The 24918-nt window shown below is 64.1% G+C and carries 24 protein-coding genes; 4 read left to right on the top strand and 20 right to left on the bottom strand.

What is annotated here, in order from left to right; genetic code table 11:
* From AB3X94_RS06290 to AB3X94_RS06280, 3 genes are all read right to left on the bottom strand, one after another.
* Positions 1-522 (bottom strand): YbaK/EbsC family protein, encoded by a 522-nt coding sequence (locus AB3X94_RS06290; RefSeq protein WP_176122281.1) that lies wholly within the window; start codon positions 520-522, stop codon positions 1-3.
* A 35-nt stretch (positions 523-557) separates the two neighbouring features.
* Positions 558-1484 carry a hydroxymethylglutaryl-CoA lyase gene (locus AB3X94_RS06285; protein WP_368611056.1) on the bottom strand — a complete coding sequence of 309 codons (927 nt, stop codon included), beginning with the start codon at positions 1482-1484 and terminating at the stop codon, positions 558-560.
* 117 nt (positions 1485-1601) lie between these two features.
* The gene (locus AB3X94_RS06280; protein WP_368611055.1) at positions 1602-2543 is read right to left on the bottom strand and encodes a 2-hydroxyacid dehydrogenase; all 942 of its coding nucleotides are present in this window, start codon (positions 2541-2543) and stop codon (positions 1602-1604) included.
* Between the two features lie 316 nt (positions 2544-2859).
* Between AB3X94_RS06280 and AB3X94_RS06275 the strand changes: the two genes are divergently transcribed.
* The gene (locus AB3X94_RS06275; protein ID WP_368611054.1) at positions 2860-3462 is read left to right on the top strand and encodes an RBBP9/YdeN family alpha/beta hydrolase; all 603 of its coding nucleotides are present in this window, start codon (positions 2860-2862) and stop codon (positions 3460-3462) included.
* Between the two features lie 102 nt (positions 3463-3564).
* Positions 3565-4599, top strand: coding sequence for a sulfate ABC transporter substrate-binding protein (locus AB3X94_RS06270; RefSeq protein WP_368611053.1), 1035 nt, complete (start codon positions 3565-3567; stop codon positions 4597-4599).
* A 105-nt stretch (positions 4600-4704) separates the two neighbouring features.
* On the opposite strand, the gene bioB is transcribed toward AB3X94_RS06270, so the two are convergent.
* From bioB to AB3X94_RS06215, 11 genes are all read right to left on the bottom strand, one after another.
* The gene (gene bioB, locus AB3X94_RS06265; protein ID WP_368611052.1) at positions 4705-5805 is read right to left on the bottom strand and encodes a biotin synthase BioB; all 1101 of its coding nucleotides are present in this window, start codon (positions 5803-5805) and stop codon (positions 4705-4707) included.
* Between the two features lie 52 nt (positions 5806-5857).
* Positions 5858-6598: a dethiobiotin synthase gene (gene bioD / locus AB3X94_RS06260; RefSeq protein WP_368611051.1), complete on the bottom strand. Its 741-nt coding sequence runs from the start codon at positions 6596-6598 to the stop codon at positions 5858-5860.
* Complete coding sequence (gene bioF / locus AB3X94_RS06255) at positions 6595-7779, bottom strand: 8-amino-7-oxononanoate synthase (protein WP_176368315.1); 1185 nt, start codon at positions 7777-7779, stop codon at positions 6595-6597. The genes bioD and bioF overlap by 4 nt, the downstream gene beginning before the upstream one ends.
* Positions 7779-9140 carry an adenosylmethionine--8-amino-7-oxononanoate transaminase gene (gene bioA / locus AB3X94_RS06250; protein ID WP_176109717.1) on the bottom strand — a complete coding sequence of 454 codons (1362 nt, stop codon included), beginning with the start codon at positions 9138-9140 and terminating at the stop codon, positions 7779-7781. Before bioA ends, bioF begins: the two co-directional genes overlap by 1 nt.
* 448 nt (positions 9141-9588) lie before the next feature.
* Positions 9589-10896, bottom strand: coding sequence for a dienelactone hydrolase family protein (locus AB3X94_RS06245; protein ID WP_176109716.1), 1308 nt, complete (start codon positions 10894-10896; stop codon positions 9589-9591).
* Positions 10897-11505: 609 nt separating this feature from the next.
* Positions 11506-11961, bottom strand: coding sequence for a YchJ family protein (locus AB3X94_RS06240; RefSeq protein WP_368611050.1), 456 nt, complete (start codon positions 11959-11961; stop codon positions 11506-11508).
* A gap of 7 nt (positions 11962-11968) precedes the next feature.
* Positions 11969-13099: an acyl-CoA dehydrogenase family protein gene (locus AB3X94_RS06235; protein ID WP_176109714.1), complete on the bottom strand. Its 1131-nt coding sequence runs from the start codon at positions 13097-13099 to the stop codon at positions 11969-11971.
* A gap of 33 nt (positions 13100-13132) precedes the next feature.
* Positions 13133-13810: an SDR family oxidoreductase gene (locus tag AB3X94_RS06230; RefSeq protein ID WP_176109713.1), complete on the bottom strand. Its 678-nt coding sequence runs from the start codon at positions 13808-13810 to the stop codon at positions 13133-13135.
* Positions 13811-13837: 27 nt separating this feature from the next.
* Entirely contained in the window at positions 13838-15046 is a 1209-nt protein-coding gene (locus AB3X94_RS06225) for an acetyl-CoA C-acetyltransferase (RefSeq protein ID WP_368611049.1), read from the bottom strand.
* 72 nt (positions 15047-15118) lie between these two features.
* A complete protein-coding gene (aceK, locus tag AB3X94_RS06220; protein ID WP_368611266.1) occupies positions 15119-16936 on the bottom strand; it encodes a bifunctional isocitrate dehydrogenase kinase/phosphatase in 1818 nt (605 codons plus the stop codon).
* Between the two features lie 39 nt (positions 16937-16975).
* Positions 16976-17380 (bottom strand): MerR family DNA-binding transcriptional regulator, encoded by a 405-nt coding sequence (locus tag AB3X94_RS06215; RefSeq protein ID WP_176109710.1) that lies wholly within the window; start codon positions 17378-17380, stop codon positions 16976-16978.
* Between the two features lie 158 nt (positions 17381-17538).
* Between AB3X94_RS06215 and AB3X94_RS06210 the strand changes: the two genes are divergently transcribed.
* On the top strand, positions 17539-18612 hold the full coding sequence (locus AB3X94_RS06210; RefSeq protein ID WP_368611048.1) for an MBL fold metallo-hydrolase: 1074 nt from the start codon (positions 17539-17541) through the stop codon (positions 18610-18612).
* Between the two features lie 100 nt (positions 18613-18712).
* Here the strand turns inward: AB3X94_RS06210 and AB3X94_RS06205 are convergent, their stop codons facing one another.
* The gene (locus AB3X94_RS06205; protein ID WP_368611047.1) at positions 18713-19156 is read right to left on the bottom strand and encodes a lysozyme inhibitor LprI family protein; all 444 of its coding nucleotides are present in this window, start codon (positions 19154-19156) and stop codon (positions 18713-18715) included.
* On the bottom strand, positions 19144-19884 hold the full coding sequence (locus AB3X94_RS06200; protein WP_368611046.1) for a LysM peptidoglycan-binding domain-containing protein: 741 nt from the start codon (positions 19882-19884) through the stop codon (positions 19144-19146). Before AB3X94_RS06200 ends, AB3X94_RS06205 begins: the two co-directional genes overlap by 13 nt.
* Before the next feature lie 170 nt (positions 19885-20054).
* Here AB3X94_RS06200 and AB3X94_RS06195 point away from each other — a divergent pair, with 170 nt between their 5' ends.
* Entirely contained in the window at positions 20055-20648 is a 594-nt protein-coding gene (locus AB3X94_RS06195; RefSeq protein ID WP_312883619.1) for a hypothetical protein, read from the top strand.
* A gap of 95 nt (positions 20649-20743) precedes the next feature.
* On the opposite strand, the gene AB3X94_RS06190 is transcribed toward AB3X94_RS06195, so the two are convergent.
* The 4 genes from AB3X94_RS06190 to AB3X94_RS06175 all read right to left on the bottom strand — a co-directional run bounded on the left by AB3X94_RS06190 (position 20744) and on the right by AB3X94_RS06175 (position 24861).
* Positions 20744-22330 (bottom strand): ABC transporter substrate-binding protein, encoded by a 1587-nt coding sequence (locus AB3X94_RS06190; RefSeq protein WP_176109707.1) that lies wholly within the window; start codon positions 22328-22330, stop codon positions 20744-20746.
* 281 nt (positions 22331-22611) lie between these two features.
* Positions 22612-23430, bottom strand: coding sequence for a helical backbone metal receptor (locus tag AB3X94_RS06185; RefSeq protein ID WP_176109706.1), 819 nt, complete (start codon positions 23428-23430; stop codon positions 22612-22614).
* A gap of 3 nt (positions 23431-23433) precedes the next feature.
* The gene (locus AB3X94_RS06180; protein WP_176109705.1) at positions 23434-24207 is read right to left on the bottom strand and encodes an SDR family oxidoreductase; all 774 of its coding nucleotides are present in this window, start codon (positions 24205-24207) and stop codon (positions 23434-23436) included.
* Between the two features lie 15 nt (positions 24208-24222).
* Positions 24223-24861: a thiol:disulfide interchange protein DsbA/DsbL gene (locus tag AB3X94_RS06175; RefSeq protein WP_368611045.1), complete on the bottom strand. Its 639-nt coding sequence runs from the start codon at positions 24859-24861 to the stop codon at positions 24223-24225.
* Positions 24862-24918: the final 57 nt, after the last annotated feature.

Genomic DNA, 24918 nt, shown 5'->3' with positions numbered 1-24918 from the left:
TCAGGCCGGCTCGCGCAACGCGACATCGACGACCGGCGCGCCCGTCAGCGCGATCAGCTCCTGCGCGGTCAGATTGAACACTGCGTGCGGATGACCAGCGGCCGCCCACAGGCTCTCCAGCTCGAGCAGATCGGCATCGATCAGCGTGACCGGCTCGGTCGCATGGCCGACCGGGCACACGCCACCGATCGCATAGCCGGTTTTTTCACGCACGAACTTCGCGTCCGCGCGGCCGATCTCGCCGACCTGCGCGGCCACCTTCTTTTCGTCGACGCGATTCGCGCCGCTCGCGATCACGAGCACCGGGGCGTCGTCTTCGCGGCGCCGGAACAGGATCGACTTCGCGATCTGCGCGACCGCGCAGCCAAGTCCAGCGGCCGCTTCGGCGGAAGTCTTGCCGGTTTCCGGCAGCATCACGATTCGCCCCGCGTGACCGCGTTCGCGCAGCAGCAGCGCGACGCGGCGTGCCGAGTCGGGCAGCGCGGCGAGATCGTCGGAGTCGAAGGACGCGAGGTCGTTCATCGTTGGAAATCCTGATTCAAAAATGGATGGAGCGTTTATACGCAGGTATTCGCTTCGCTGCGCGCCTTCGCGAGCAGCGCTTTGCCGGCGCGCGACACGTTGGCCCGGCCGATCGCGTTCGAAATGAAGTCGCCAATCTCGACCACCTGGGCGAGGTCGATGCCGGTCTCGATGCCGAGGCCGTTCATCAGGTACAACACGTCTTCGGTCGCGACGTTGCCGGTCGCGCCCTTCGCGTACGGGCAACCGCCGAGCCCCGCGACCGATGCATGAAAAATCTCGATGCCTTCGAGCAGCGCAGCGTAGATGTTCGCAAGCGCCTGGCCGTAGGTGTCGTGGAAGTGTCCCGACAGATGCTCGCGCGGAAACACTTCGGTCACCGCCTCGAACACTTCGCAGGTGCGCTTCGGCGTGCCCACGCCGATCGTGTCGGCGATATCGATCTCGTCGCAGCCGAGCGCCGCGAAGCGCTTGACGACGTCGATGACCGACGCGACCGGCACCTCACCCTGATACGGACAGCCGAGCGCGCACGACACGCTGCCGCGAATCCGCAGGCCATGTTCTTTCGCCGCTGCGGCAACCGGCGCGAAGCGCTCGATGCTCTCGGCGATGCTGCAGTTGATGTTCTTCTGCGAGAACGCCTCGCTCGCCGCGCCGAAGATCACGATCTCGTCGGCGCGCGCGGCGAGCGCGCCTTCGAAGCCGCGCAGGTTCGGCGTCAGAACCGAGTAGATGGTGCCGGCGCGGCGCTCGATGCCAGCCATCACGTCAGCGCCGTCGGCCATCTGCGGCACCCATTTCGGCGACACGAACGACGCCGCTTCGACGTTGCGAAAACCCGCCGCCGACAGCCGGTTGATCAGTTGGATCTTGGTCGCGGTCGGCACGAATTCCTTCTCGTTCTGCAGCCCGTCGCGCGGGCCCACTTCGACGATTTTCACTTGTTGCGGTAAGGCCATGATGTGTCTCCGATCCGATGCGGTTTTACCGCAGTCCCATCCACGATGGGTGCTGCCGCATTGCTGTGATTCAGTTCAGCCCGCGCGCCTGCGACGCGCGCGGGCGTGGGAATTCACCTAGTAGCCGCGCTCCACCTGCACTATTCCGCTCACCTGCTCACCGCGCATCATCGCGCCGATTTTGTCCGCGACCTGCGCGACGCTGTCCTCGCGCAATGTCAGCGCCGACGTATGCGGCGTGATCGTGATGCGCGGCTCGCGCCAGAACGGATGATTGGCGGGCAGCGGTTCCTCGCGGAACACGTCGAGCGTCGCGGCGGCGAGCTGGCCGCTCGCGAGCGCGGCGAGCAGATCCGTTTCGACCAGATGCGCGCCGCGCGCGACGTTGATCAGATATGCGCCGCGCGCGAGCTTCGCGAAGACTCGCGCATTCAGCACGCTTTCCGTGTCGGGTGTATGCGGCAGCAGATTGACGAGCACCTTCGCGCCGTCGAGGAAGCGATCGAACTGCGCGTCGCCGGCGAACGTCGCGATTCCGTCGATCTGCTTCGCGCTGCGGCTATAGCCGCGCACCGGCAGGCCGAACGAAGCGAGCGTTTGCGCGACCTGCGTGCCGAGCACGCCGAGACCGAGCACGCCCACCGTGAACGTTGCGCGCGGATGCGGCTCGAGCACTTTCCAGCGGCGCTCGCCCTGCAGCATCTGGTATTCGTCGAAGCGGCGCAGATAGCGCAGCACCGCATGCGTCACATACTCGGCCATCTGCGCGCCCATGCCGGTATCTTCGAGGCGAATCAGCGGCACTTCGGGCGGCAACGTGCCGGGGTGCGCGCGTTCGAGCGCGAGAATCGCATCGACGCCCGCGCCGAGATTGAAGATCGCGCGCAGCGTCGTGCGGCCGGCCAGCATCTCGCGCGGCGGACGCCAGACCACCGCGAAATCGGCTGGCGCGTTGTCGCCGGGCTGCCATTCGCGCAGCTCCGCCGCGGGCAACGCGCGCGCGAAATCGTGCAGCCAGGCGGCGGCTTCGGTGTGCGGTGCGTAGAAGAGTATTTTCATGCGGTACCGATTGCGGCGGCGTCGATCTGCGCATCAGCGGGGCGGACTGTCAGCGCGCCTCGGCGATGGGGCGACGCGAGCGGCATCGGGTCTCCTCCCGTTATGAAATAGGCTTCATTCTACTTTTTCGACGCAAATCGCGCGCGTCTGCGCACGGGCGTGCGCTTCGGGATGCGTGTAGTCGCGGGCGTCGAGCCCGCTCGCACCGGCGCATTTCTTCGTTTGCCCCATAACGAAAGCACAAAATCTTGGTTCATCGACGCGCGACCGAGCGGGACAATGATTGCCCGGATTCCCTGCGCAGCGAGGCACGCACATGCTTTCATGCACCCGATCGAGCTGGCCGCCACGGCTCGTCACCGTTCCCGGCCTGCACGGTAGCGAAGGCGCGCATTGGCAAAGCTGGCTGGAGCGGCAGTTCGCGCGCTCGTTGCGGGTCGAGCAGGCCAACTGGGACGCGCCCGATCTCGCGCTATGGGCAAAGTCGTTGCGCGATCTGCTCGCGCGCGAACGCGGTCCGTTCGTGCTGGCCGCGCACAGCTTCGGCTGCCTTGCGACTGCGCATGCGTTGCAGCAGGGCGCACTCGCCAGCGACGTGGTCGGCGTGCTGTTCGTCGCGCCCGCGAGTCCGCGCAAGTTCGAATCCGCGGGACCGTTCGACGCGCGACGTCTGGGCGTGCCGTCGATCCTGATCGGCAGCGAAACCGATCCGTGGATGACGCTTGCCGACGCGCGCAATCTCGCGCAGCGTTTCGGCAGCGCGTTCGTCAATCTCGGCGATGCGGGGCATATCAACACGGCGGCGGGCTTCGGTCCTTGGCCGCGTGCGAAGTACTTCGTCGATACGCTCGTGCACTGCGCGGCGCCGCTGCGCTTTCGCGAGGAGGCGATCGATACGGTGCAGCATGCGCTCGTGTGAGCACCCCGCTGCGGCGCGCGCGAGGTAAGCGATCCGTTAGAATCCCGCGTCATGCCGCGTATGCGCGGCTACAGGTTTTGATCATCGACAGACGGGGAAACAATGAAGGGCAACACGGGGACATCACGCCGGCTCACGCTCGTGACGGCAGGCATCACACTAGTTGCGCTCGCGTTCGGCGGCGTCACGACAGCGCGCGCTGATACGTCGCTGCTGAACGTGTCGTACGACGTGACGCGCGAGCTGTACAAGGACATCAACGCGGGCTTCATCGCGGACTACAAGCAGAAGAGCGGTGAGACGGTGTCGGTGCGGCAGTCGCACGGCGCGTCGAGCGCGCAGGCACTGTCGGTGTTGCAGGGGTTGCAGGCCGACGTGGTGACGATGAATCAGCCGAACGACATCGACCTGCTCGCCGAAAAGGGCCACATGGTCCCCGCCAACTGGCGCGCGCGTCTGCCGGACGATAGCGCACCCTACACGACTACGATGGTGTTCCTCGTGCGCAAGGGCAACCCGAAGCACATCAAGGACTGGGACGACCTCGCGAAGCCCGGCGTCCAGGCGGTGATCGCGAATCCGAAGACCTCGGGCAACGGACGTTATACGTATCTCGCCGCGTGGGGTTATCGCAAGCAGCAGGGCGGCACCGACGCGCAGGCGCTCGACTTCGTGAAGGCGATCTTCCGCAACGTGCCGGTGCTCGATACCGGCGGCCGAGGAGCGACGACGACGTTCACGCAGCGCGGTATCGGCGATGTGCTCGTCACGTTCGAGAACGAAGTCTCGCTGATCGATACGGGTGTCGGCGCGGGCGGCTATGAAGCGGTGTATCCGTCGCTGAGTTTGCTCGCGGCGCCGCCGGTGTCGATCGTCGATAAGGTCGTCGACAAGCGTGGCACGCGCAAGCAAGCGCAGGCATACCTCGACTATCTGTGGTCGCCGGCCGCGCAGGAGATCATCGCGCAGCATCATCTGCGTCCGCGCGACAAAAACGTCTTCGCGAAGCATGCGGCCGAGTTCAAGCCGATCAAGACCTTCACGGTCGAGCAGATGTTCGGCAGTTGGCAGAAGGCGCAGGACACGCACTTCTCCGACGGGGGGACGTTCGATCAGATTATTGTCGATCGGAAGTGAGCTTCGGGTTTAGCGTAAGTAAAAGGCTGCCTCGCAAAACGAGGCAGCCTTTTTTATTTCCGCACGCTTAGCACATGCGAGTTACCGATGCAGCGACTCCGCGACTCAATTCGCCGCGCCGTGATCCCCATGCCCATGCGCACATCCACGCTCGCACTCACTCTGCTCGACCGGCATTTGCTGCGCAGCCTCAGCGCGAATTCCCAGACGCGCGAGCAGCTTGCGGTCCGCTTCCGCCTGCGGGTTGCTCGTGGTCAGCAACTGATCGCCGTAAAAGATCGAATTCGCGCCCGCGAGGAAGCACATCGCCTGCAACGCCTCGTCCATCTGTTCGCGGCCGGCCGATAGACGCACCATCGCGCGCGGCATCGTGATGCGCGCAACCGCGATCGTGCGCACGAATTCGAACGGGTCGATCGGTTCGGTGCCGGTCAGCGGCGTGCCTTGCACCTGCACCAGATTGTTGATCGGCACCGATTCCGGGTACGGCTCCATGTTCGCGAGTTGCGCGATCAGCCCAGCGCGTTCGCGGCGCGATTCACCCATGCCGACGATGCCGCCGCAGCACACGTTGATGCCCGCGTCGCGCACGCGTTCGAGCGTGTCGAGCCGATCCTGATAGGTGCGCGTCGAAATGATCTGGCCGTAGAACTCCGGCGACGTATCGAGGTTGTGGTTGTAGTAGTCGAGGCCCGCATCACGCAGCGCCTGTGCCTGGTGCGTTTCGAGCATGCCGAGGGTCACGCAGGTTTCGAGGCCCATCGCCTTCACGCCGCGGATCATGTCCTTGATCGGCTCGAGGTGGCGATCCTTCGGATTGCGCCACGCGGCGCCCATGCAGAAGCGCGTCGCGCCGTTGTCCTTTGCGAGTTTCGCTGCGGCGAGCACTTCGTCGACCGGCATCAGCTTGTCGGCCGCGAGACCGGTGTCGTGATGCACCGACTGCGGACAGTACGCGCAATCCTCTTCGCAGCCGCCGGTCTTGATCGACAGCAGCGTCGACAGTTGCACCGCATTCGCGTCGAAATGCTCGCGATGCGTTTGCTGCGCGCGAAACAGCAGGTCGTTGAACGGCAATTCGTACAACGCGACGATATCCGCGACGCGCCAGCGCGCGAGCGGCTTCGCTTCAGTGGCGGCGCCCGTCGAATTGCCGTTGGCGGCGCTCGTGTCGGCGCTGCCCGTTGCGATGTTCAGTTGTGTCATGTGATCGATCCTCGTGTACGGATGAAATGGGGTTCGGCGCTGCTGGGCAGCGCTATGTCGCGCGCAATTGGCGCAGCGTTTGCAGAAGCCGTCGAATATCGAGCTGTGCGGCCGCAAGTTCCGGCGACAGCGGGCTGATATGCGGCACGATACCGAGCAGCGGCGCGTCGTACGCTTGCGCGAGATGCGTGCGAATCGACGCGATGTTTTCGTCGGCGAAGCTCATATCCGGGTCGATGCGATTCGCGACCCAGCCCGCGAGCGTGAGACCGCGCGCGGCGATTGCTTCGGCGCTCAGCAGCGCATGGCTGATGCAGCCGAGCCGCATGCCGACCACCAGCACCACCGGCAGCTTCAGCGCGACGGCGAGATCGGCGGTGTCCTGCGTCGCGGTCAACGGCACGCGAAAGCCGCCGACACCTTCGACCACGACGACCTCGGCGAGCTTCAGCGCCTCGCGATGGCACGCGACGATGTGATCGACATCGAACGAGACGTTTTCCAGCGCCGCAGCGATGTGCGGCGCAGCCGGTTCCTTCAGCAGATATGGCGTGCGCATCGCGGGCGGCAGCAGCACGCTCGACGCGGCATCGAGTTGGTCCGCGTCTTCGTTGTGCAGCACACCGTTCACTTCGAACGCGCCCGCCGCGATCGGCTTCATCGCGGCCGCTTGCAGACCTTCGCGCACGAAGCCGCGCAATAGCGCCGACGACACGAAGGTCTTGCCGATCTCCGTATCGGTGCCGGTGACGAACAGCGACAGTGCGCCGCCATCGTGATTCAGGTTGCTCATGCGGCGCGCGCTCCGACTTGTTGCAGCGCGGCTTCGAGCCGGTCGAGATCCGCATGCGAGTGCGCGGCCGACAGCGAGATGCGCAGGCGCGACGTGCCGGTCGGCACGGTCGGCGGACGGATCGCGGGCACCCACAGCCCTGCGCGATCGAGCGATGCGGCGATCTCGAGCGTCGCATCGTTCGCGCCGATGATCAGCGGTTGAACGGCCGTATGCGAATCGACGGGCAGCCACGGCGTCGCCTTCAGCATCGCGCGTGTGCGCTCGATCAGTTGCTGCAGATGCGCGCGGCGCGCATCGCCTTCATCGCCGCCGATGATGCGCAGGCTCGCCGACACCGCATGCGCGGCCGCCGGCACCGACGCGGTCGTGAAGATATACGGACGCGCGCGCTGCACGAGCCATTCGATCACGGTCGCGTGCGCGACCACGAAGGCGCCGGAAACGCCCGCCGCCTTGCCGAGCGTGCCGATCGAGATCAGATGCGGCGAGCGCAGCGCGGCTTGCGCGATCGCGCCGCGGCCCTGCGGGCCGAGCACGCCGAAGCCGTGTGCGTCGTCGACAATCAGCCACGCGCCGTGCCGCTCCGCGAGTTCGAGCAAACGCGGCAGCGGCGCGATGTCGCCGTCCATGCTGAACACCGTGTCGGAGACGATCACCTTGACGTCCGCCTCAGACGCTTCGAGCATCGCGCTCAACGCATCCATGTCGCAGTGCGGATAGATCTGCACATCGGCGCGCGACAGCCGCGCACCGTCTATCAGCGATGCATGATTGAGCGCATCGGAGAATAGCGTCGTGCCGCGGCCCGCGAGCGCGGTCAGCGTCGCGAGATTCGCCATATAGCCGGTGCTGAAATACAACGCGCGGGCATCGTCGACGAAGCTGCCCGCGAATGCCGCGAGATCGTCTTCCAACTGCGCATGCGCGCGCGAATGACCGCCGAGCAGATGCGAGCCGCCGCTGCCCGCGCCATACAGCCGCGCGCCTTCGGCGATCGCCTCGATCAACTGCGGATGCGCGGCGAGGCCCAGATAGTCGTTGCTTGCGAAGCCGATCATTTCACGGCCGTCGACCGTCATGTGCGCGGCGCAGGGTGTGTCCGCGGTGCGGCGGCGGCGGCGCAGGCCGCGCGCGTCGATTTCCTTCAGGCCTTCGGCGAGTGTGTCGAGCAGATGCATCAGCGGGCCTCCGCGAGCGTGGCGTCGAAGGTGTCGCGTGTGCGCGCGGCGAGCAGCGCGAGTTCTTCGTCGCCGAGAATGTACGGTGGCATCAGGTATACGGTGGTGCCGATCGGGCGCAACAGTAGCTCGCGTTGGAGCGCGTTTTCGAAGAAGCGGCGCGAGAATGTTTTGGCTCGCTGCGAATCGTCGAGCACCGCATCGAACGCGAAGATCGTGCCGCGCTGACGCAGATTGCGCACCTGCGCGTGCTCGGCGAGCGGTGCGAGCGCGGCCTCGAGCGTCGCCGATTTGCGGGCGTTGGTGGCGAGCACGTCGTCGCTCGCGAACAGATCGAGCGTTGCGAGCGCGGCGCGGCACGCGAGCGGATTGCCGGTGTACGAGTGCGAATGCAGGAAGCCGCGTGCGGTGTCGTCGTGATAGAAGGCTGCGAAGATCTCGTCGCGCGACAGCACGATCGACAGCGGCAGATAGCCGCCGCTGATGCCTTTCGACAGGCACAGGAAGTCGGGCCACACGCCTGCCTGCTCGCATGCGAAGAACGTGCCGGTGCGGCCGCAGCCGACCGCGATTTCGTCGGCGATCAGATGCACGCCGTACTGGTCGCACAGCGCGCGCAATCCGGCGACGTACGACGCGTCGTGCATCGCCATGCCGGCCGCGCACTGCACGAGCGGCTCGACGATCAGCGCGGCGATGCGGTTCGCGCGCGCCTCGAACAGCGCGCGCACGTTGTCGAGCGCGCGGCGCGCGACGTCGGCGGCGGTTTCGCCCGCTTGCGCGAGCCGTGCATCGGGCGACGCGACGACGTGCGCGTGACGAATCAGCGGATCGTACGCGTCCTTGAACAGCGCGACGTCGGTCACGCCGAGCGCGCCGATCGTCTCGCCGTGGTAGCTGTTGGCAAGGCAGACGAATTCCTGCTTGTCCGCGTAGCCCCGGTTGCGCCAGCTATGAAAGCTCATCTTCAGCGCGATCTCGACCGCCGACGCGCCATCCGACGCGAAGAACGCGTGGCCGAGCGTGTTGCCGGTCAACGCGTGCAGACGTTCGGCGAGTTCGACGGCGGGTTCATGCGTGCAGCCGGCGAGCATCGCGTGTTCGAGCGTATCGAGCTGCTCTTTCAGCGCCGCGTTGATGCGCGGGTTCGCGTGACCGAACAGATTGACCCACCACGAACTGATCGCGTCGAGATAGCGATGACCCGCGCGATCGTATAGCCATGCGCCTTGACCGCGCGCGACGGGGATCAGCGGCAGACGTTCGTGATGCTTCATCTGCGTGCACGGATGCCATACCGCGCGAAGGCTGCGGGCGACCCAATCTTCAGGGGCGACCCGGGGGGCTGCTGAATTTTCCAAAGAGGTACTCCGAGGTGCTTTTATGCCACGCACGCGTGAGGTCGGTCTCACGCCTTTTTGAAAGGCGTTTCCGCGTTTTCCGCAGACCTATTCCGCTCGCGAGGAACGAGCCTTGGCGAGTGCGCGGGGTCGAGATTAGCGGTTTATTTCGTCGCGCGCATCAGCCGCGAAACGCGTGTTTTTCGCGCTGGCGTCGAGGTTTGCCGCTGTTCGATGCAGCTCGTTCGACTTCGGGATTGAAGCTCGCTAATCGACGGAGATAGCGACGTCAAAGTAATGGGCTGTTACTGGCGAGAATTTGTGGTGAAGAGGTGGTTTTCGCAGGGCGCGCGGCACGAACGCTCGTTGCGGTCATCGTGCAACGGCGGCCCGAATGCAAAAAGGCCTGCTGAATCAGCAGGCCTTCGACACGTCGGAACCGAACTCGAATCCAGATGCGATGCGTACTTCACTCCCGGCTCGCAATCGCTTTCCGGCCATTCGCATCGGCATCACCCGCATCCGCCGTCTGCGAGCTCTGATTGCCCCACACGACCGAGTTATCGACTGCATACAGCCGGCACGGATCGGAGCTCTGCTTCTGGCAATTCGCCACCGCCACCGACATCGGATCGTCGCCGCCCTCGGCCCACGACCACGCGCCCGAATCCGACACCGCGAATGCGCGGCTCGGATACTGATGCAGGAAGTTGCGATAGCCATTGCGGCCCTCGTTGTCGAGGTACGGCACCGCGTCGACGGCGTCGAGCGCAGCGAAGCCGGTTGCCTGCGGCGCGGCCGGATCGGCGACGTGATACTGCACGGCCGTCGGCATGCCGGCGCGCGCGAGGAACGCTTCGACGGCCGGCCACCATACGCGCACGCCGTCGCGGTCACCGACCAGCCGATGCGCGTCGTTCTTGTACTTGCCGAAGTCGACCATCTTCACGCTCGCGCCATGCGCGCCATACGCGGCGTACATGCCGGCGACGAGCGGCGCGTTCCACACCGAATCGTTATCGCCATAGAGCCACAGCGACGGCACCGTGGTCTTCTCGCCGTACGCGCCGAATGCGCGCGTCAGATTGCCTTGCCAGTCCTCGCAGGAGTCCTGGCGCAGGCCGCCCGAGAAATTGATCAGCGCGCGCACGCCGGGCGCCGCTTCGGTGCCGTACGCAATCGTCGCGAGACCGCCATGCGAGGTGCCGGCCACCACAATGTGCGTCGCGTCGACATAAGGCTGCTTCGACATGTAATCGATCGTCGCGGCGACGTCGCCGGCCTGGCCGAGGCCATTGCGTTGGACGTCGCAGCCGTCCTGCTCGTACACGCCGTCCGAGTGGCCGAAGCCCTGGCGGTTCGGCGCGACGACCACGTAGCCGCGGCGCACGAATTCGCGCGCGAACGGCAGCGGGTCGCTGCGTTCCTGGGTGCGCGGATCGCCCGGAATCTTGCCGTGGTTGAACACGATCATCGGGAACGGGCCGCGGCCGTCCGGCTTGTAGATCGTGGTTTCGAGCGTGACAGTGCCGGCGGCGTCGACCGGCACGCGGATGATCTTCTCGTTCAGGTGAGCGGTGGGCAGGTAGACGTCGTCGTCGAGCGCGAGGCGCGGCACACGGGCGCGCGACAGCGGTCCCTGGGTGTCGCTGGTCGGTGTCGCGTTGTGTGCCGAAGGTGAAGAGTAAGCGAGCGGATCGGCGTGCGCGATCGTGACCGCACACGTGGCCGCGGCGCAGATCGCCGCACACTTCGTCAGAACCTTGCTCAACACCATTGACGCACCTGCTTGAAAGACCTGTCCTGAACTCCGTGCTGTCCGGTGGCCAAAAACGCTGCTGACGTTCAGCTTTCGTTCGCGTTTTCGACACAAACAGACTCACTCGCGTGCGTAGTGCGCAAAGCGCACGCACGCAAATCGAGATCGCACGGGATGAACCCAACGGCCGACGCGACCCCACGCGCCGAGGATGAGCGTCACTCGGTGCTCCGGAGCCCGCGCGGCGCGCTTTCGATCAGCGGCCGGTCAGGCTTCCTTTGCATGTTGCGGAACTGGTGTGACCCGCTCTCGCAATGTGACGTCATGAAACTACGGACTCATCCTGGCACGACAATTTTGTTTTGTGCAATCAAGGAGAACCCGCGACGAAAAAATTGCTGCGTCTGCGAATAAGGCCTCAAAGCCTTGCCAGGCATGGGCCGGGGAGATGTGGCGGGAAGCGGCGACTAAAGGTCGTGTAAGTGCTGTGGCGCGAGGCCAACGAAGGAGCCTGCGCGCGTGGAACGAAAAAAAGCCCGATCCGAGGGCTTTTATGAATTTTTTGAGCGAGAGGCAGGCATGAGAAGGCCTCGACGCGTAATGCAGCGATCACTTAATCAGCGCCTGCTACTCATTGACGTCTCCGTCTACATAACGCCAGCGACCATCATCGCCACGCAGAAAGCGGCTCAATTCATGCAGCCGATGCGCACGTCCCCCCACTTTGTAGCGGGCGATGAATTCGACGGTCGCGTGATCGGCATCGCTTTCGGCGAACGCTTTGATCTGCAGTCCGAGCCAACGAGGCGCGTCGGGTGCGGTGGGATCGACGTCGAGATCGGCGGGGCAGGCGCGGGGGTCCCACGTCGCGCGCAGGTAGTCGGTTGCGCCCAGCACGTACGCGCTATAGCGCGAGCGCATCAGTTCGAGCGCGCGCGGCGCCGCTTCGCCGCCGTCGATATAGCGGCCGCAGCATTGTGCGAAACGCGGGGCCTTGGTCGCGGTGCCTGGGCGTGCGGCGGGCGCGGCGCCGCCGCATGGACAGTCGACAGGTCTTTGCAGTGACAACAATGGCTTATTCATTGAAATTTCAGTTGAGCGCGCGAGCGATCAGGATCTTCTGGATATCGCTCGTGCCTTCGTAAATCTGGCACACGCGCACGTCACGGTAAATCCGCTCGACCGGGAAGTCGCTCAGATAACCGTAGCCGCCGTGAATCTGCAACGCGGCCGAGCAGATGCGCTCGGCCGCTTCGGAAGCGAACAGTTTTGCCATCGCGGCTTCGGTCAGGCACGGTCGGCCCGCGTCCTTCAGCGACGCAGCGTGCCAGATCAATTGACGCGCGGCTTCGAGTTGCGTGGCCATGTCGGCGAGACGGAACTGCACCGCCTGGTGCGAGAACAGCGGCGCGCCGAAGCTCTCGCGTTCTTTTGCGTAAGTCAGCGCCGCTTCGAACGCGGCGCGCGCCATGCCGACGCTTTGCGCAGCGATGCCGATGCGCCCGCCTTCGAGCCCTGACAACGCGATCCGGTAGCCTTCGCCTTCCGCGCCAATCAGGTTCGCCGCCGGCACACGGCAGTCCTCGAACACGATCTGCGCGGTGTCTGACGAATGCTGGCCGAGCTTGTCTTCGACACGCGCGACTACGTAGCCCGGCGTGCTGGTGGGCACGATGAACGCGCTGATGCCGCGTTTGCCGGCGGTCTTGTCGGTGACGGCCATTACGATCGCGACGTCGCCGTTCTTGCCGCTCGTAATGAACTGCTTGACGCCGTTCAGCACGTACGCGTCGCCATCGCGCGTCGCGGTAGTGCGCAGCGCCGACGCATCCGAGCCCGCTTGCGGCTCGGTCAGGCAGAACGCGCCGAGCATCTCGCCGCGCGCGAGCGGCGTGAGCCAGTCGCGCTTCTGCGCGTCGTTGCCATAGGTGAGCAGGATGCTGCACACGGGGCAGTTGTTCACCGAGATCGCGGTCGACGTGCCGCCATCGCCGGCCGCGATTTCTTCGAGGATCAGCGCGAGCGCGAGCGCGTCCATGCCGGCGCCGCCATACGCGTCGGGCACCAGCACGCCATAGGCGCCGAGTTCGGCGAGCTGCCGGTGCACGTCGCGCGGAAAGGTGCGCTCGCGATCCCATTGCGCCGCGTACGGCGTGATCGCTTCGCGCACGAAGGTGCGCAGCGCGTCGCGCACCATCAGGTGATCCTGATCAAGCACCATGAGTGTGTCTCCGATCCGATGCAACCCGGTTGTCTACCAGTCGAGCTGCGTACCGTCGTGCTGAACGAAGCGGCCGTGGAACGCGTCGCGCGATGCCGCCGCCTGCGCCAGCACCTCGCGCATGCCCGCGACGCTGCGCGCCGGATCGAGCGCGGCCTGCGCGCCACCCATGTCGGTGCGCACCCAGCCGGGATGCAGCGACACGCAGGTCGCGCGTTGCGCGTCGAGCGACGCGAGCTTCAGCACGGCGTTCAGCGCCGCCTTGCTGGTGCGATACAGCCAGCCCGTCGTGCCGCTCGCATCGGCGATGCTGCCCATGCGGCTCGAAATCACCGCGAGCACGCCGTCCGTTTCCTCGACGAGCGGCAGCAGGATCGGCAGCAGCTGCATCGGGCCGCGCACGTTCGTATGCATCACGTGATCGAAGTCCTCGGCGGTGATCGTCTCGATCCCTTCGGTGCGCGGACCGTACACGCCCGACACCACGATCGCGACGTCGAGCCGTTCGCCGTCGAGCTTCCAGCCGAGCGCCGCGATCTCTTCGGGCGCGGTGACGTCGAGCATGAAGGTTTCGGCGCCGAGCTCGTTGAGCGCGTCGAGCGCGGCGCCGTCCCGCGCGGTCGCGAGCACGCGCCAGCCGCTTTTTTTGTACTGCCGCACGAATTCCTGGCCGATGCCACGCGACGCACCGACGATCAACACTGTTTTCATCGTATTCCTCGAAGTTTGGTCAACGCTTCAGATCAGTTCGATACCCATCGCGGTCGCCTCGCCGCCGCCGATGCACAGCGACGCGACGCCGCGCTTCAGACCGCGATTCTTCAGCGCGCCGATGAGCGTAACCAGAATGCGCGCGCCCGAGGCGCCGATCGGATGGCCTAGCGCGCATGCTCCGCCGTTCACGTTGACCTTGTCGTGCGGCAAATCGTGCTCTCTCATCGCGGCCATGGTGACGACCGCGAACGCTTCGTTGATCTCGTACAGATCGACGTCGCCGCCGCGCCAGCCGTTCTTCTCGAACAGCTTGCGGATCGCGCCGACCGGCGCGGTCGTGAACTTCGCGGGCTCCTGCGCGAACGTCGAATGACCGACGACGCGTGCGAGCGGCGCGACGCCGAGCCGCTTCGCGGTCGACTCGCGCATCATCACCAGCGCGGCCGCGCCGTCCGAGATCGACGACGAGTTCGCCGCCGTCACGGTGCCGGTCTTGCTGAACGCTGGCTTCAGCGTGGGGATCTTGTCGAGATTGGCCTTGAACGGCTGCTCGTCGCGCGCGATCGTGACGTCGCCTTTGCGGGCCGCCACCGTAACAGGCGCGATTTCCCAGTCGAACGAGCCGTCCTCGTTCGCGCGTTTCGCGCGGTTCAGCGACTCGACCGCGAACGCGTCCTGCGCCTCGCGCGTGAAGTCGAACGACGCCGCGCATTCCTCGGCGAACGTGCCCATCAGACGGCCTTTGTCGTACGCGTCTTCGAGGCCGTCGTAGAACATGTGGTCGAGCACCTGGCCGTGGCCCATGCGCATGCCGCCGCGCGCTTTCGGCAACAGATACGGCGCGTTCGTCATGCTTTCCATGCCGCCCGCGACGATCACGTCGAGCGAGCCCGCGGCCAGCATGTCGTGCGCGAACATCGCCGCGCGCATGCCGGAGCCGCACATCTTGTTCACCGTCGTGCAGCCGGTGGCGAGCGGCAGACCCGCGCCGAGCGCGGCCTGGCGCGCGGGCGCCTGGCCGAGGCCGGCGGGCAGCACGCAGCCCATCACCGCTTCGTCGATCTGCTCGGGCTTCAGACCCGCGCGCTCGACGGCCGCCTTGATCGCGACCGCGCCGAGTTGTGGCGCGCTCAGCGACGCGAAGTCGCCCTGAAAGCCGGCCATCGGCGTGCGCGCCGCGCTGACGATCACGATCGGATCGGCATGGATACCACTTTGAATTGCGTCACTCATGTTTGAGCTCCTTGGTCATAGCTTGGATGGCTACCGCCGCGCGCGGCCTGCTGTGAACCCTCGTGAGATTCATCAAGCCACGCGCACATTCGGCTCGTTCGCCTCTGCATCGGTTGTTTCGGCGAACCGCTCCGGATAACGCACGCAGAAGCGCACGTTCTGGTCGTACGGGAAAAAATCGGGCAACTCGCCCTTCAAGAGAAAATCCTTGTATCGCTGCCACAGTTCGGGCTCGAAGAGATCCGCGTGATGCCGCATGAACGAGCGGCGCACACGCGGATCGCCGAGCAGGAAGGTGCCGTACGTCTCCGGGAAAATATCGTGCGGACCGACCGGGTACCACGGCTCGTCCGACATTTCGTCTTCCTCGTTGCGCGGCGCCGGCACCGCGCGCACGTTGCAGTCGGTCAGGTACTCGATCTCGTCGTAGTCGTAGAACACGACACGGCCGTGGCGCGTCACGCCGAAGTTCTTGTACAGCATGTCGCCGGGGAAGATGTTCGCCTGGATCAGCTCCTTCACCGCGTTGCCGTATTCCTTTATGCCGTGCTCGATGTCGTCGTCGTTGCCGTTCTGCAGGAACAGATTGAGCGGGATCATGCGTCGCTCGATGTACATGTGGCGAATCACGAGGTTGTCGCCGTCGTATTCGATCAGCGACGGCACTTCCTTCTCGAGTTCGCGCAACAGCGTTTCGTCGAGCCGCGCAAGCGGCAGCGCGACGCTCGAATATTCGAGCGTGTCGGCCATGCGGCCGAGCCGGTCGTGGCGTTTGACGAGCAGATACTTCTGCTGGATCTGCGCTCGCGTGGTTTCCTTCGGCGGCGGAAAGTTGTCCTTGATCAGCTTGAACACGTAGGGGAACGACGGCAACGTGAACACCAGCATCACGAGCCCCTTGATGCCGGGCGCGACGATGAAGCGGTCGCTCGAATGCTTGAGGTGATGCAGCAGATCGCGATAGAACAGATTCTTGCCCTGCTTCTGCAGACCCACCGACGTATAGATCTCCGCCTTCGGCTTGGCCGGCATCACGGTGCGCAGAAACTCGACATACGCGGACGGCACTTCCATGTCGACCAGAAAATACGAGTGCGAGAAGCTGAAGATGATCAGCAACTGCTCGCGCTTGAGCAGCACGGTGTCCAGTGCGAGCACGCCCGGTTTCACGTGACGCAGCGGCACCGCGAACGGCAGCAGCGCGTCGCCGTTGATGATGCGCCCGACGATGTACGCAGCCTTGTTGCGATAAAACAGCGACGACAGCACGTGAATCTGGAAATTCGGCGCTTCGTCGAACACGCCGAACGCTTCGCGAATCGACTGCACCACACAGGCGACGTCGCGCGTCAGATCCTCGAACGGCGGATCGAGCTGGAAGTTCGTGACGACCCGCTCCAGCGTCGCGGCGAGTCCGTCCGTGCCGGGGTAATACGCGCGATAGGTCGGCTTCGCGGCCGGTTCGTCGTTCTCGATGTATTCGGTCGAAATCGCCGGGCGCACGAAAATGAAATCGTTGTTGAAGTACGAGCGGTGCAGGATCTTGCAGGAAACCGAATTAAAAAAGGTTTCCGCGCACTCGGGCTGACGGTGCGTGGTCAGAAGACCAATGTAGTGCAGCTTGATCTGCTGCCACACTTCGCTGTCGATGTTCTCCGCGTCGTACTCGTCTTCGAGCAGGTGCACGCATTCCTGCACGCGATCGTCGTACGACGCGATGCGGTCGCGCGCGAGCCTTTGCAGGCCGTGCCAGTCGCCGGCTTCGAACAGCGTCTTCGCATGGATCGCCGCGTCGCGAAAGATCCGGTAGTGACGGTCGAACCCTTCGAGCATCGTCTGCGCGACGTCGAAACCGATTTGCGACGATAACAGTTTGGGGAAGTGAATCATCACGCGCGCTCCGCAAACGCCGGTCAGAGTCAGGCAGCTTCAGGCAGGTTTCGCGTCGCGCCTCGTGCCATCGAGCAACGCGCGCGCCTGCGCTTCGTACTGCGCCAGATCTTCGAGCGTCGCGTCGAGATCTTCGCGCTGACGTTCGAGCACTTCGCGATGACGCGCGACCGTCGCGAGAAACGCGTGCAATTGCGGCACGGTGTCGGTCGGCGACTCGTAGACGTCCAGCAGGTCGCGGATCTCCGACAGCGTGAAGCCAAGCCGCTTGCCGCGCAGCGTGAGCTTCAGACGCGTGCGGTCGCGGCCGGAATAGACGCGTCGCAAGCCGCTCGAACCCTCGCGGCTCGGCGAGAGTAAACCCTGGTCTTCATAGAAACGAATTGCGCGTGGCGTGACGTCGAATTCGCGCGCGAGTTCGGTGATCGTGTATTGCGTATTCATCGGGACATCTCGTGGCCGCTTGGCCGGCACAAAACCGGATTGAACGATAGAATCGACGTTTACGTTATCGTCAACCTGAGCGGAACGCAACCACAACCAGGCCGACCGGCATCGCATACCTGGCCATGCCGGAGAGTCGTCGGAGGAAGACAGTCCCCATGAATGCACTCGAACACCAACTCCAATACCCGTTCAACGACACGATGCCCGACTCGGGCCGCACGATGGAAGTCGCGCCAGGCGTGCTTTGGCTGCGCATGCCGTTACCGTTCGCTCTCGACCATATCAACCTGTGGCTGCTGCGCGATGAGATCGACGGTCAGCAAGGCTGGACCGTGGTCGACTGCGGCATCACGTCGGACACGATCAAGGCGAATTGGGAGAGCGTGTTCGATTCGGCGCTCGACGGGCTGCCGGTGCTGCGCGTGATCGTCACGCATTGCCATCCGGATCACATCGGCCTCGCGGACTGGGTGTGCGGCGGCGGCGAGCAAAAGCGTTGGGACGCGCGGCTGTGGATGACGCTCGGCGAATACATGCAGGCGCGCGTGATGGCGACGGGCGACGGTTCGAACGCGGGCGGCGAGGCCGCGGCGCGGCACTTCGCACGGCACGGTTTGAACGATGCCGAATCGATCGACAAGCTGCGCAATCGCACGAGCTATTACTCGAGCCTCGTGCCGGCGATTCCGGGGCAATACCGGCGTTTGCGCGAAGCCGAGGACGTGAGGATCGGCGGCAGGACGTGGCGCGTGGTGACGGGTTTCGGCCACTCGCCGGAACACTGCGCGCTGCACTGTGCGGAAACCGGCACGCTGATTTCAGGCGACATGGTGCTGCCGCGCATTTCAACCAACGTGTCGGTGTTCGATATCGAGCCTGAGGGCTCGCCGCTCGAACTGTATCTGGAGTCGCTTGGCCGTTACGAGACGATGCCAGAAGACACGCTCGTGCTGCCGTCGCATGGCAAGCCGTTTCGCGGCGTTCGCACGCGCATTCAGCAACTGCGTGAGCATCACGACGCGCGGCTCGCCGAAGTGCGCGAAGCGTGCGCGGAAAAGCCGCGTAGCGCCGCCGATATCGTGCCGCTGATGTTCAAGCGCCAACTCGATATCCATCAGATGACGTTCGCGATGGGTGAGGCGCTCGCGCATTTGCATCTGCTGTGGCGGGCGGGGGAATTGAAGCGGACGCAGGATGCGGATGGGGTAATCCGGTTTGCGGCGGTGTGATCTCGGACCTTCGCCGCGGGCGGAGAAGCGCGGACGAATAGGTCCGCGCTGGGCGAAGGCACTGAGCGGCGCAACGATGCTGGGTGTCCTCTCACGCGAATTACTTCAAGGGCATGTCAGATGCAGCGTTGCGTAGTTGCTCGGCCCGCCGGTTGTTGAGTTCGGAAACGCAAGCTAAACGGCGCACTTCGCGCGCACTGCCGGCTCCACCACCACTTAACGAAGCTGCGAAGTCGCATTGAGCCTCACGGTACTGAGCGAATTTTCTGTTTGATGCGGCGAGTTTTGCCTTGGCCTGGTTGACGTACTTGTCGTCTTCATCCCATTTGGAGAGGGTGCCGGCCATCTTCTCCTCGGCGCGTCTGAGGGCTTTCCGACTGGCCTCTGCTTTTTCTGCCAGACAGTCCCGCATCCCCGCTTGCGAGAACGCGCTGCATTCCTCGCGTAAGGCCCGCTCGCTTGCGACGGGAGCAGATGAGGCCGCGAGGGCCATTGTTGATAGGCAGGCGGCCAGGCCGAAACAGGTCTGCTTCATTGCACGCATAGGGCTACCTTTCCTTTGCGCACCAGTGGCAAAGCGTAGTCGAGCTTCCTGGCGTAATTGATGTCACCGCCTCCGTTGTAACGCTCTGCTATCAATGCCGTGGAGATGGGGCGCCAGCTTGCAATAGTGTTTTGAACCGAAGCTTTCCGGTACTTCAATACCTGTCCGGGGTGCAGAACGGTGGCGGTGGAATTCAGCATTTTTAGCGTGTCGATGGTGGTGCCCTGAGCCTTCGCCATCTTGTCGAGGCTATCCCCTAGCCTGACAGTCATTTCGTAAACCGCAGGGTCAGCACCGAGTACGCTTCGGTACTTATAACGCGCCATGCGCATGAGCAAATAGCCAATGCCAGCACGGATGTTATACGCCGGTATCGTTCTGGCTGAGGCCATTGTCAGCCGTCCTTTCCAGGCTGGCGGCACAATCAAATCGCCGCCTTCTTTGCCCGAAAGCAGCGATGCCAACCCAGGATCGCCTGCAACCCCAATGCGCATCGGCTTGGAATTCCACTGAGGATCGTGTGCACCTGTTTCGACCCACAATATCGCCTTGATAATCTGCCAATCCAAGGCCACGTACCCCGAGGTGCCGCGAAGATGGAGGTTGTACTCGTTGACTGCCATCTGGATTTCGCAATCCCAGGAATTCCATCTTGCATCGCTTACAGCCTTGCTAACACCGTCCTGCCACCGTTCGAAACCTGTCCTCGTTGGAGCTTGCATAGCCATAACCATTTCCTCTGCAAAAGTGTGGGCGGGTACTTTGCGAGCAATTATTGGCTTCTTGCATGAGGAAAATTGCATTAGGAGTCGGTATAACGGTCAAAGGCCCGAGATCACGTCGGCAAAAGGTTGCGGAATGTCAGATGCACCCAGCGCGGACTACTATGGAAGATGGTATGACAAGACTTACCCGTTCAGGTGATTGGACGAAGGCGCTTGCAGTACTTTGTCTGGCAGGGTGGTTTGGCGGATGCAGCCTCGCGGCCGGACACTACGGACAAGATCCACAGATGACTCAACCGGACATGACACTGTGGCAGACCATCGACGCCTTGGCGCAGCAAATTCCGTTCACTAAGGCAAAAGTCGAAAGCGTGCTTGCGACTCACCTTGTCGACAGAGATACCACCAAAGATCCAATTCAAAATGCCGAATTCAACTTTTACGTCGGCGGTCCGGGGAAGATGGCAGATGGTGTCGTGGTCGGCAATGTGGGTTTGCGCGTTCGCCACACTGGAGGGCATCCTGGCTTTCTTGCACTCGGGCGGCTGAGCGGCGAATGCGTCACGCTCGCGATGGTCCATGCGCAATACAGCAACCTCAAAATTACGGACTCTCCGCGTGGGCATTCACTGGATGAAACCACGGCATATTCAGCCTTTCTCCCGTGGGGAACCTTGTCCTTCGCTTTCGCTGAACGTAATCGTGATTGTCTCGAAGGCGTATCGTTCGATCCAAAAATCGCCGCCGCAGACAACGCGGTGAAGTAACGGACGACCTCTATCGACCAGGAAACGCTGGGCGCAAAAAAAGCCGACCCGTGAAGGTCGGCCTTATCCTTTCCGCTTTCAACCGCGGCGCAAAATCACTGCACCACCACCGCCCCAAAATTCTGCCGTCCAAAAGGACTCACGTGATACCCGTTCACGCTCGTACGCGTAATCGCGGCCGCGGTCGGGTAGCCGAGCGGAATCCACAGCGCTTCGTCGTGGATGATCTGCTGCGCGGCTTCATACGCTTTCGTGCGCTTGGCGATATCGGACGTTGCTCTGCCGTCGGCGATCAGCTTGTCGAGATCCTGATCGCAGAAGCGCGCGAAGTTGATGCCCGACTTCACCGCGTTGCAACTGAAGAGCGGCGACAGATAGTTGTCCGGATCGCCGTTGTCGCCCGCCCATCCCATGAATAGCGAGTCATGCTGGCCTTGCTTCGCCTGCTTGATCAGCTCGCCCCATTCGATCACCTTGACGTCCGCCTTCACGCCGATCTTCGCGAAGTCGGCCTGCAGCAGTTCGGCACCGGCCTTCGGATTCGGATTCAACACGCTGCCGTTCGGACGCACCCAGATGGTCGTTTGGAAGCCGTTCGGAAAACCCGCGTCGGTGAGCAACTGCTTCGCCTTCGCCGGGTCGTACGGCCAGCCCTTGATCGAGTGGTTGTAGCTCCACGTGTTCGGCGGAAACGGGTTCACGGCCGGCGTCGCGGTATTGTCGAACACCGTCTTCAGATACGTCGTGCGGTCGAACGCCATGTTCAGCGCGGCGCGCACCTTCTGGTTGTCGAGCGGCTTCTGCTGCGTGTTCAGCGCGACGAAGGCCGTCATGAACGCGGGCGTCTGCACGATCGCGAGCGACTTGTCCTTCTTCGCGTCGGCGAGATCCTGCGGCTTCGGCGATAACGCGATCTGGCATTCGCCAGCCTTCACCTTCTGCGCTCGCACGGTTGCGTCCGGCGTGATCGCGTAGATCAGACGCTCGATCTTCGGCTTCGGCCCCCAGTAGGTCGGGTTCGCGTCATAACGGATCACCGCGTCTTTCGTATAGCTCTTCAGCACGAAGGGCCCGGTGCCGATCGGCTTCGCGTTCAGGTCGACCTGCTTGCCGGCCTTCAGCAACTGGTCCGCGTACTCGGCCGAATAGATCGACGCGAAGCCCATCGTCAGGATCGACACGAACGTCGCGTTCGGCTCGTTCAACTCGAACTTCACCGTGTTGTCGTCGACCTTGGTAATCGACTTGATCAGCTTCGGCAGCCCCATCGATTGCGCGTGCGGGAAGCCGCTCGCGCCCGCCACCTTGTGCCACGGATTGCTGTCGTTGAGCATGCGGTCGAACGTGAAGATCACGTCGTCGGCATTCAGCGCGCGGGTGGGCTTGAAGTAGTCGGTGGTCTGGAACTGCACGTTTGGACGCAGATGGAACGTGTAGGTCAGGCCGTCAGGGCTCACTTCCCATTTGTCGGCGAGCGCGGGCACGACCTTCTTCGCGGCTTCGTCGAACGACACCAGCGAGTTGAAGATCACGTCGGCCGATGCATTCGTCGTGACCAGCGAATTGAACTGCACGACGTCGAAGCCGTCGGGACTCGATTCGGTACAGACGGTCAGTGGTTTGGCGAGCGCGAGCGCGGGCGCCGTGAGCAGGATGGCGGCTGCGAGCAGATTGAAGCGCATAGGATCTCCGGTAACGAGCGCAGTCAGGCAGTGCGTCTGGTTGTGTTTATGGCGGCGATGCGTGAGCGGGCAGGAGAGCGCTCCCGGCGCGCGCGTCGCCACGATTGTGATACGTTCCCGGCGCCGCCGTACAGGTCGGGCGATCCCGGCCTGAGGCCGAGGGGCCTGCCTTCGAGGCATGGCCGGCGGCGCGCCTTCGCGAAAGCTTATCGAAGGGCCATTATGGCGACAACAATTTAATCGACATATCCATATGGGGGCGGCGTGGCTGTGTTGCCGCCTCAGACCGCCGCGGCCTGCCGCAGCAGATAGCCGATGCCCTCGATTGCGCGCACGCCGTACCACGACGTCATTTCCCCATCGATGAGCTCGATGCGCTTGCCGGTGAAACGCGGATCGCGCGCGAGCGCATCGCGATGCGCGGCCGTGAAGCGGTACGGCTCGCTCGACAGCAGCACGCGGTCGACTTGCGCGAGCCATGGCGCGGCGTCGAAGTCGAGCGTCGGGTAGCGCGTGGCGCCCGCGCTGCCGCCGTGCACGTCGGGCAACGTGTGCCAGTTCACGAGACGCAGCATCGCGGCGATGTAGGTGTCGCGCGCGACGCTCATCCACGGTTCGCGCCAGATCAGGTACAGCACGTTCTGCGCGGCGAAGGTCTGAGCGGCGGCTTCGCGCAGACGCGCATCGAGCGCGCCGCTCAAGCGCCGCGCTTCTTCTTCACGTCTGAAGATCGCGCCGAGCAGCGCGTACAGCGCGAGGTTGTCGCGCGGCGTCTGCGGATGAGTGACGACGATGTGCGGCAAGAACGCGCGCAGTTGCTCGACGGTGTCGCGTTCGTTTTCGTCGATATTGACGATCAGGTGGGTGGGGCGCAGTGCGCGGATCGCGTCGAGCTTGACGGCTTTCGTGCCGCCGACCTTCGGCACCGCGCGGACCTTGTCGCGCGGATGCACGCAAAAGCCGGTGCGCCCGACGATCTGCCGCTCGAGCCCAAGCGCGAACAGTGTTTCGGTGAGGCTCGGCACCAGCGACACGATGCGCGCGTCGGCGCCCGCGGATTCGTGCGCGACGCCGGCTGCATCGACCGCACGGGGTTGCATGACTTACTCGGTGGCGGCGCGCGGCTTGCGCGGCGCGCGTTCGAACACGCGGTCGTAGAGCCAGCGCGGCAGGACGTGCAGCAACATCGCAGCCACGCGCATCTGCCACGGAAACACCGCGAACGACGTCTGCCGTTCGACCGCTCGTGCGACCTTCGCCGCGAAGCGATCGGCGTCCATCAGGAACGGCATGTTGTACGGATTGTGCTCGGTCATCGGCGTGCGGATATAGCCGGGCGCGATCGTCACGACACCGACGCCGAACGGCCGCATCTCGACGCGCAACGCTTCGAGATACTTCAGCGCCGCCGACTTCGACGCGCTATATGCACCCGAGCCCGGCAAGCCGCGCACACCGGCGACGCTCGCAACGCCGACCAGCGTGCCGCGTTTCGTGTCGGCCATCGCGGCGGCGAACGGCTCGAACGTCGCGACCATGCCGAAGTAATTGATGTCCATCACCTCGCGGAAGGCGCGCAGATCGCCGTGACCGGTCAGCGCGCCGCGGCTGATGCCGGCATTGGCGATCACGACGTCGGGCAGGCCGTGCTCGGCGATGAAGCGCGCGGCCGCATCGGCGAGCGCTTCCGCGTCGCGCACGTCGAGCGCATAGATCGAGACGGTGTTCTGGGGATGGGACTGCTGGAACGCGGCGAGCGCGTCGCCGCGGCGGGCGACGAGGCCGAGAATCGCGCCGCGCCGTGCATATTCGCCGGCGAGCGCGAGGCCGATGCCGCTCGAAGCGCCGGTAATGAAAACCTTCAGCGGAGAGGTCATACCGGCGCCTCGTGATTACATCTTTTTGGCGTGGACTTGGGAGACGAGGTAATCGAGCACCTGGATCGTGCCCGGCAGGGTGCCGGTCGCGGCTGGGCCGGTCAAATACTTGCCCTGCACGGCGAGCGTCGGCACGCCGTCGATCTTGAACCCGTCGAGCAGTTTCTTGTCCTTCTGCAGCGCGCTTTGCGTCGAGAACGAGTTGTACGCTTCCATGTACTTCTTCGGATCGACGCCGAACTTCGCGAGGAATTTGGTCTGGTCTTCCGGCGTCAGCAGATAGTTCTTGTTGACGTGGATTTCGTTGAAGACCTTCGGCGTCAGTTCGTTCGCGAGGCCGAGCGCGTCGAGCGCGTGGAACATCTTCGAGTGCGGGATGAAGTCGTCGCGGAAGGCGACCGGCACGCGGCGGAACACGACGTCCGGGGCCTGCTTCTTGACCCATGCTTCGAGGAACGGGTTGAATTCATTGCAGTGCGGGCAACCGTACCAGAAGAATTCGATGACTTCGATCTTGCCGGCCGGCACGTCGGTAGGTTGCGGCGTGGCCAGCACGGTGTAGTCCTTGCCGGCCACCGGCGCGGTCGGCGACGCATGCGCGCTCGCCGCGATCAGGCCCAGCGAGAGGAACAGGATGCTCAGCAGTTTTTTCATGTCGTGTAGACCCGGATAAGGCGGTGGCGCGGCGACGCCATGCGAAAGGCCCGTCAC

The organism is Paraburkholderia sp. BR10923 (assembly GCF_040948765.1).
In the GTDB taxonomy this organism is placed as follows: Bacteria; Pseudomonadota; Gammaproteobacteria; order Burkholderiales; family Burkholderiaceae; genus Paraburkholderia; species Paraburkholderia youngii.
Note: the sequence above shows the minus strand (reverse complement) of the source record. Positions and strands in the feature narration are given on the sequence as shown.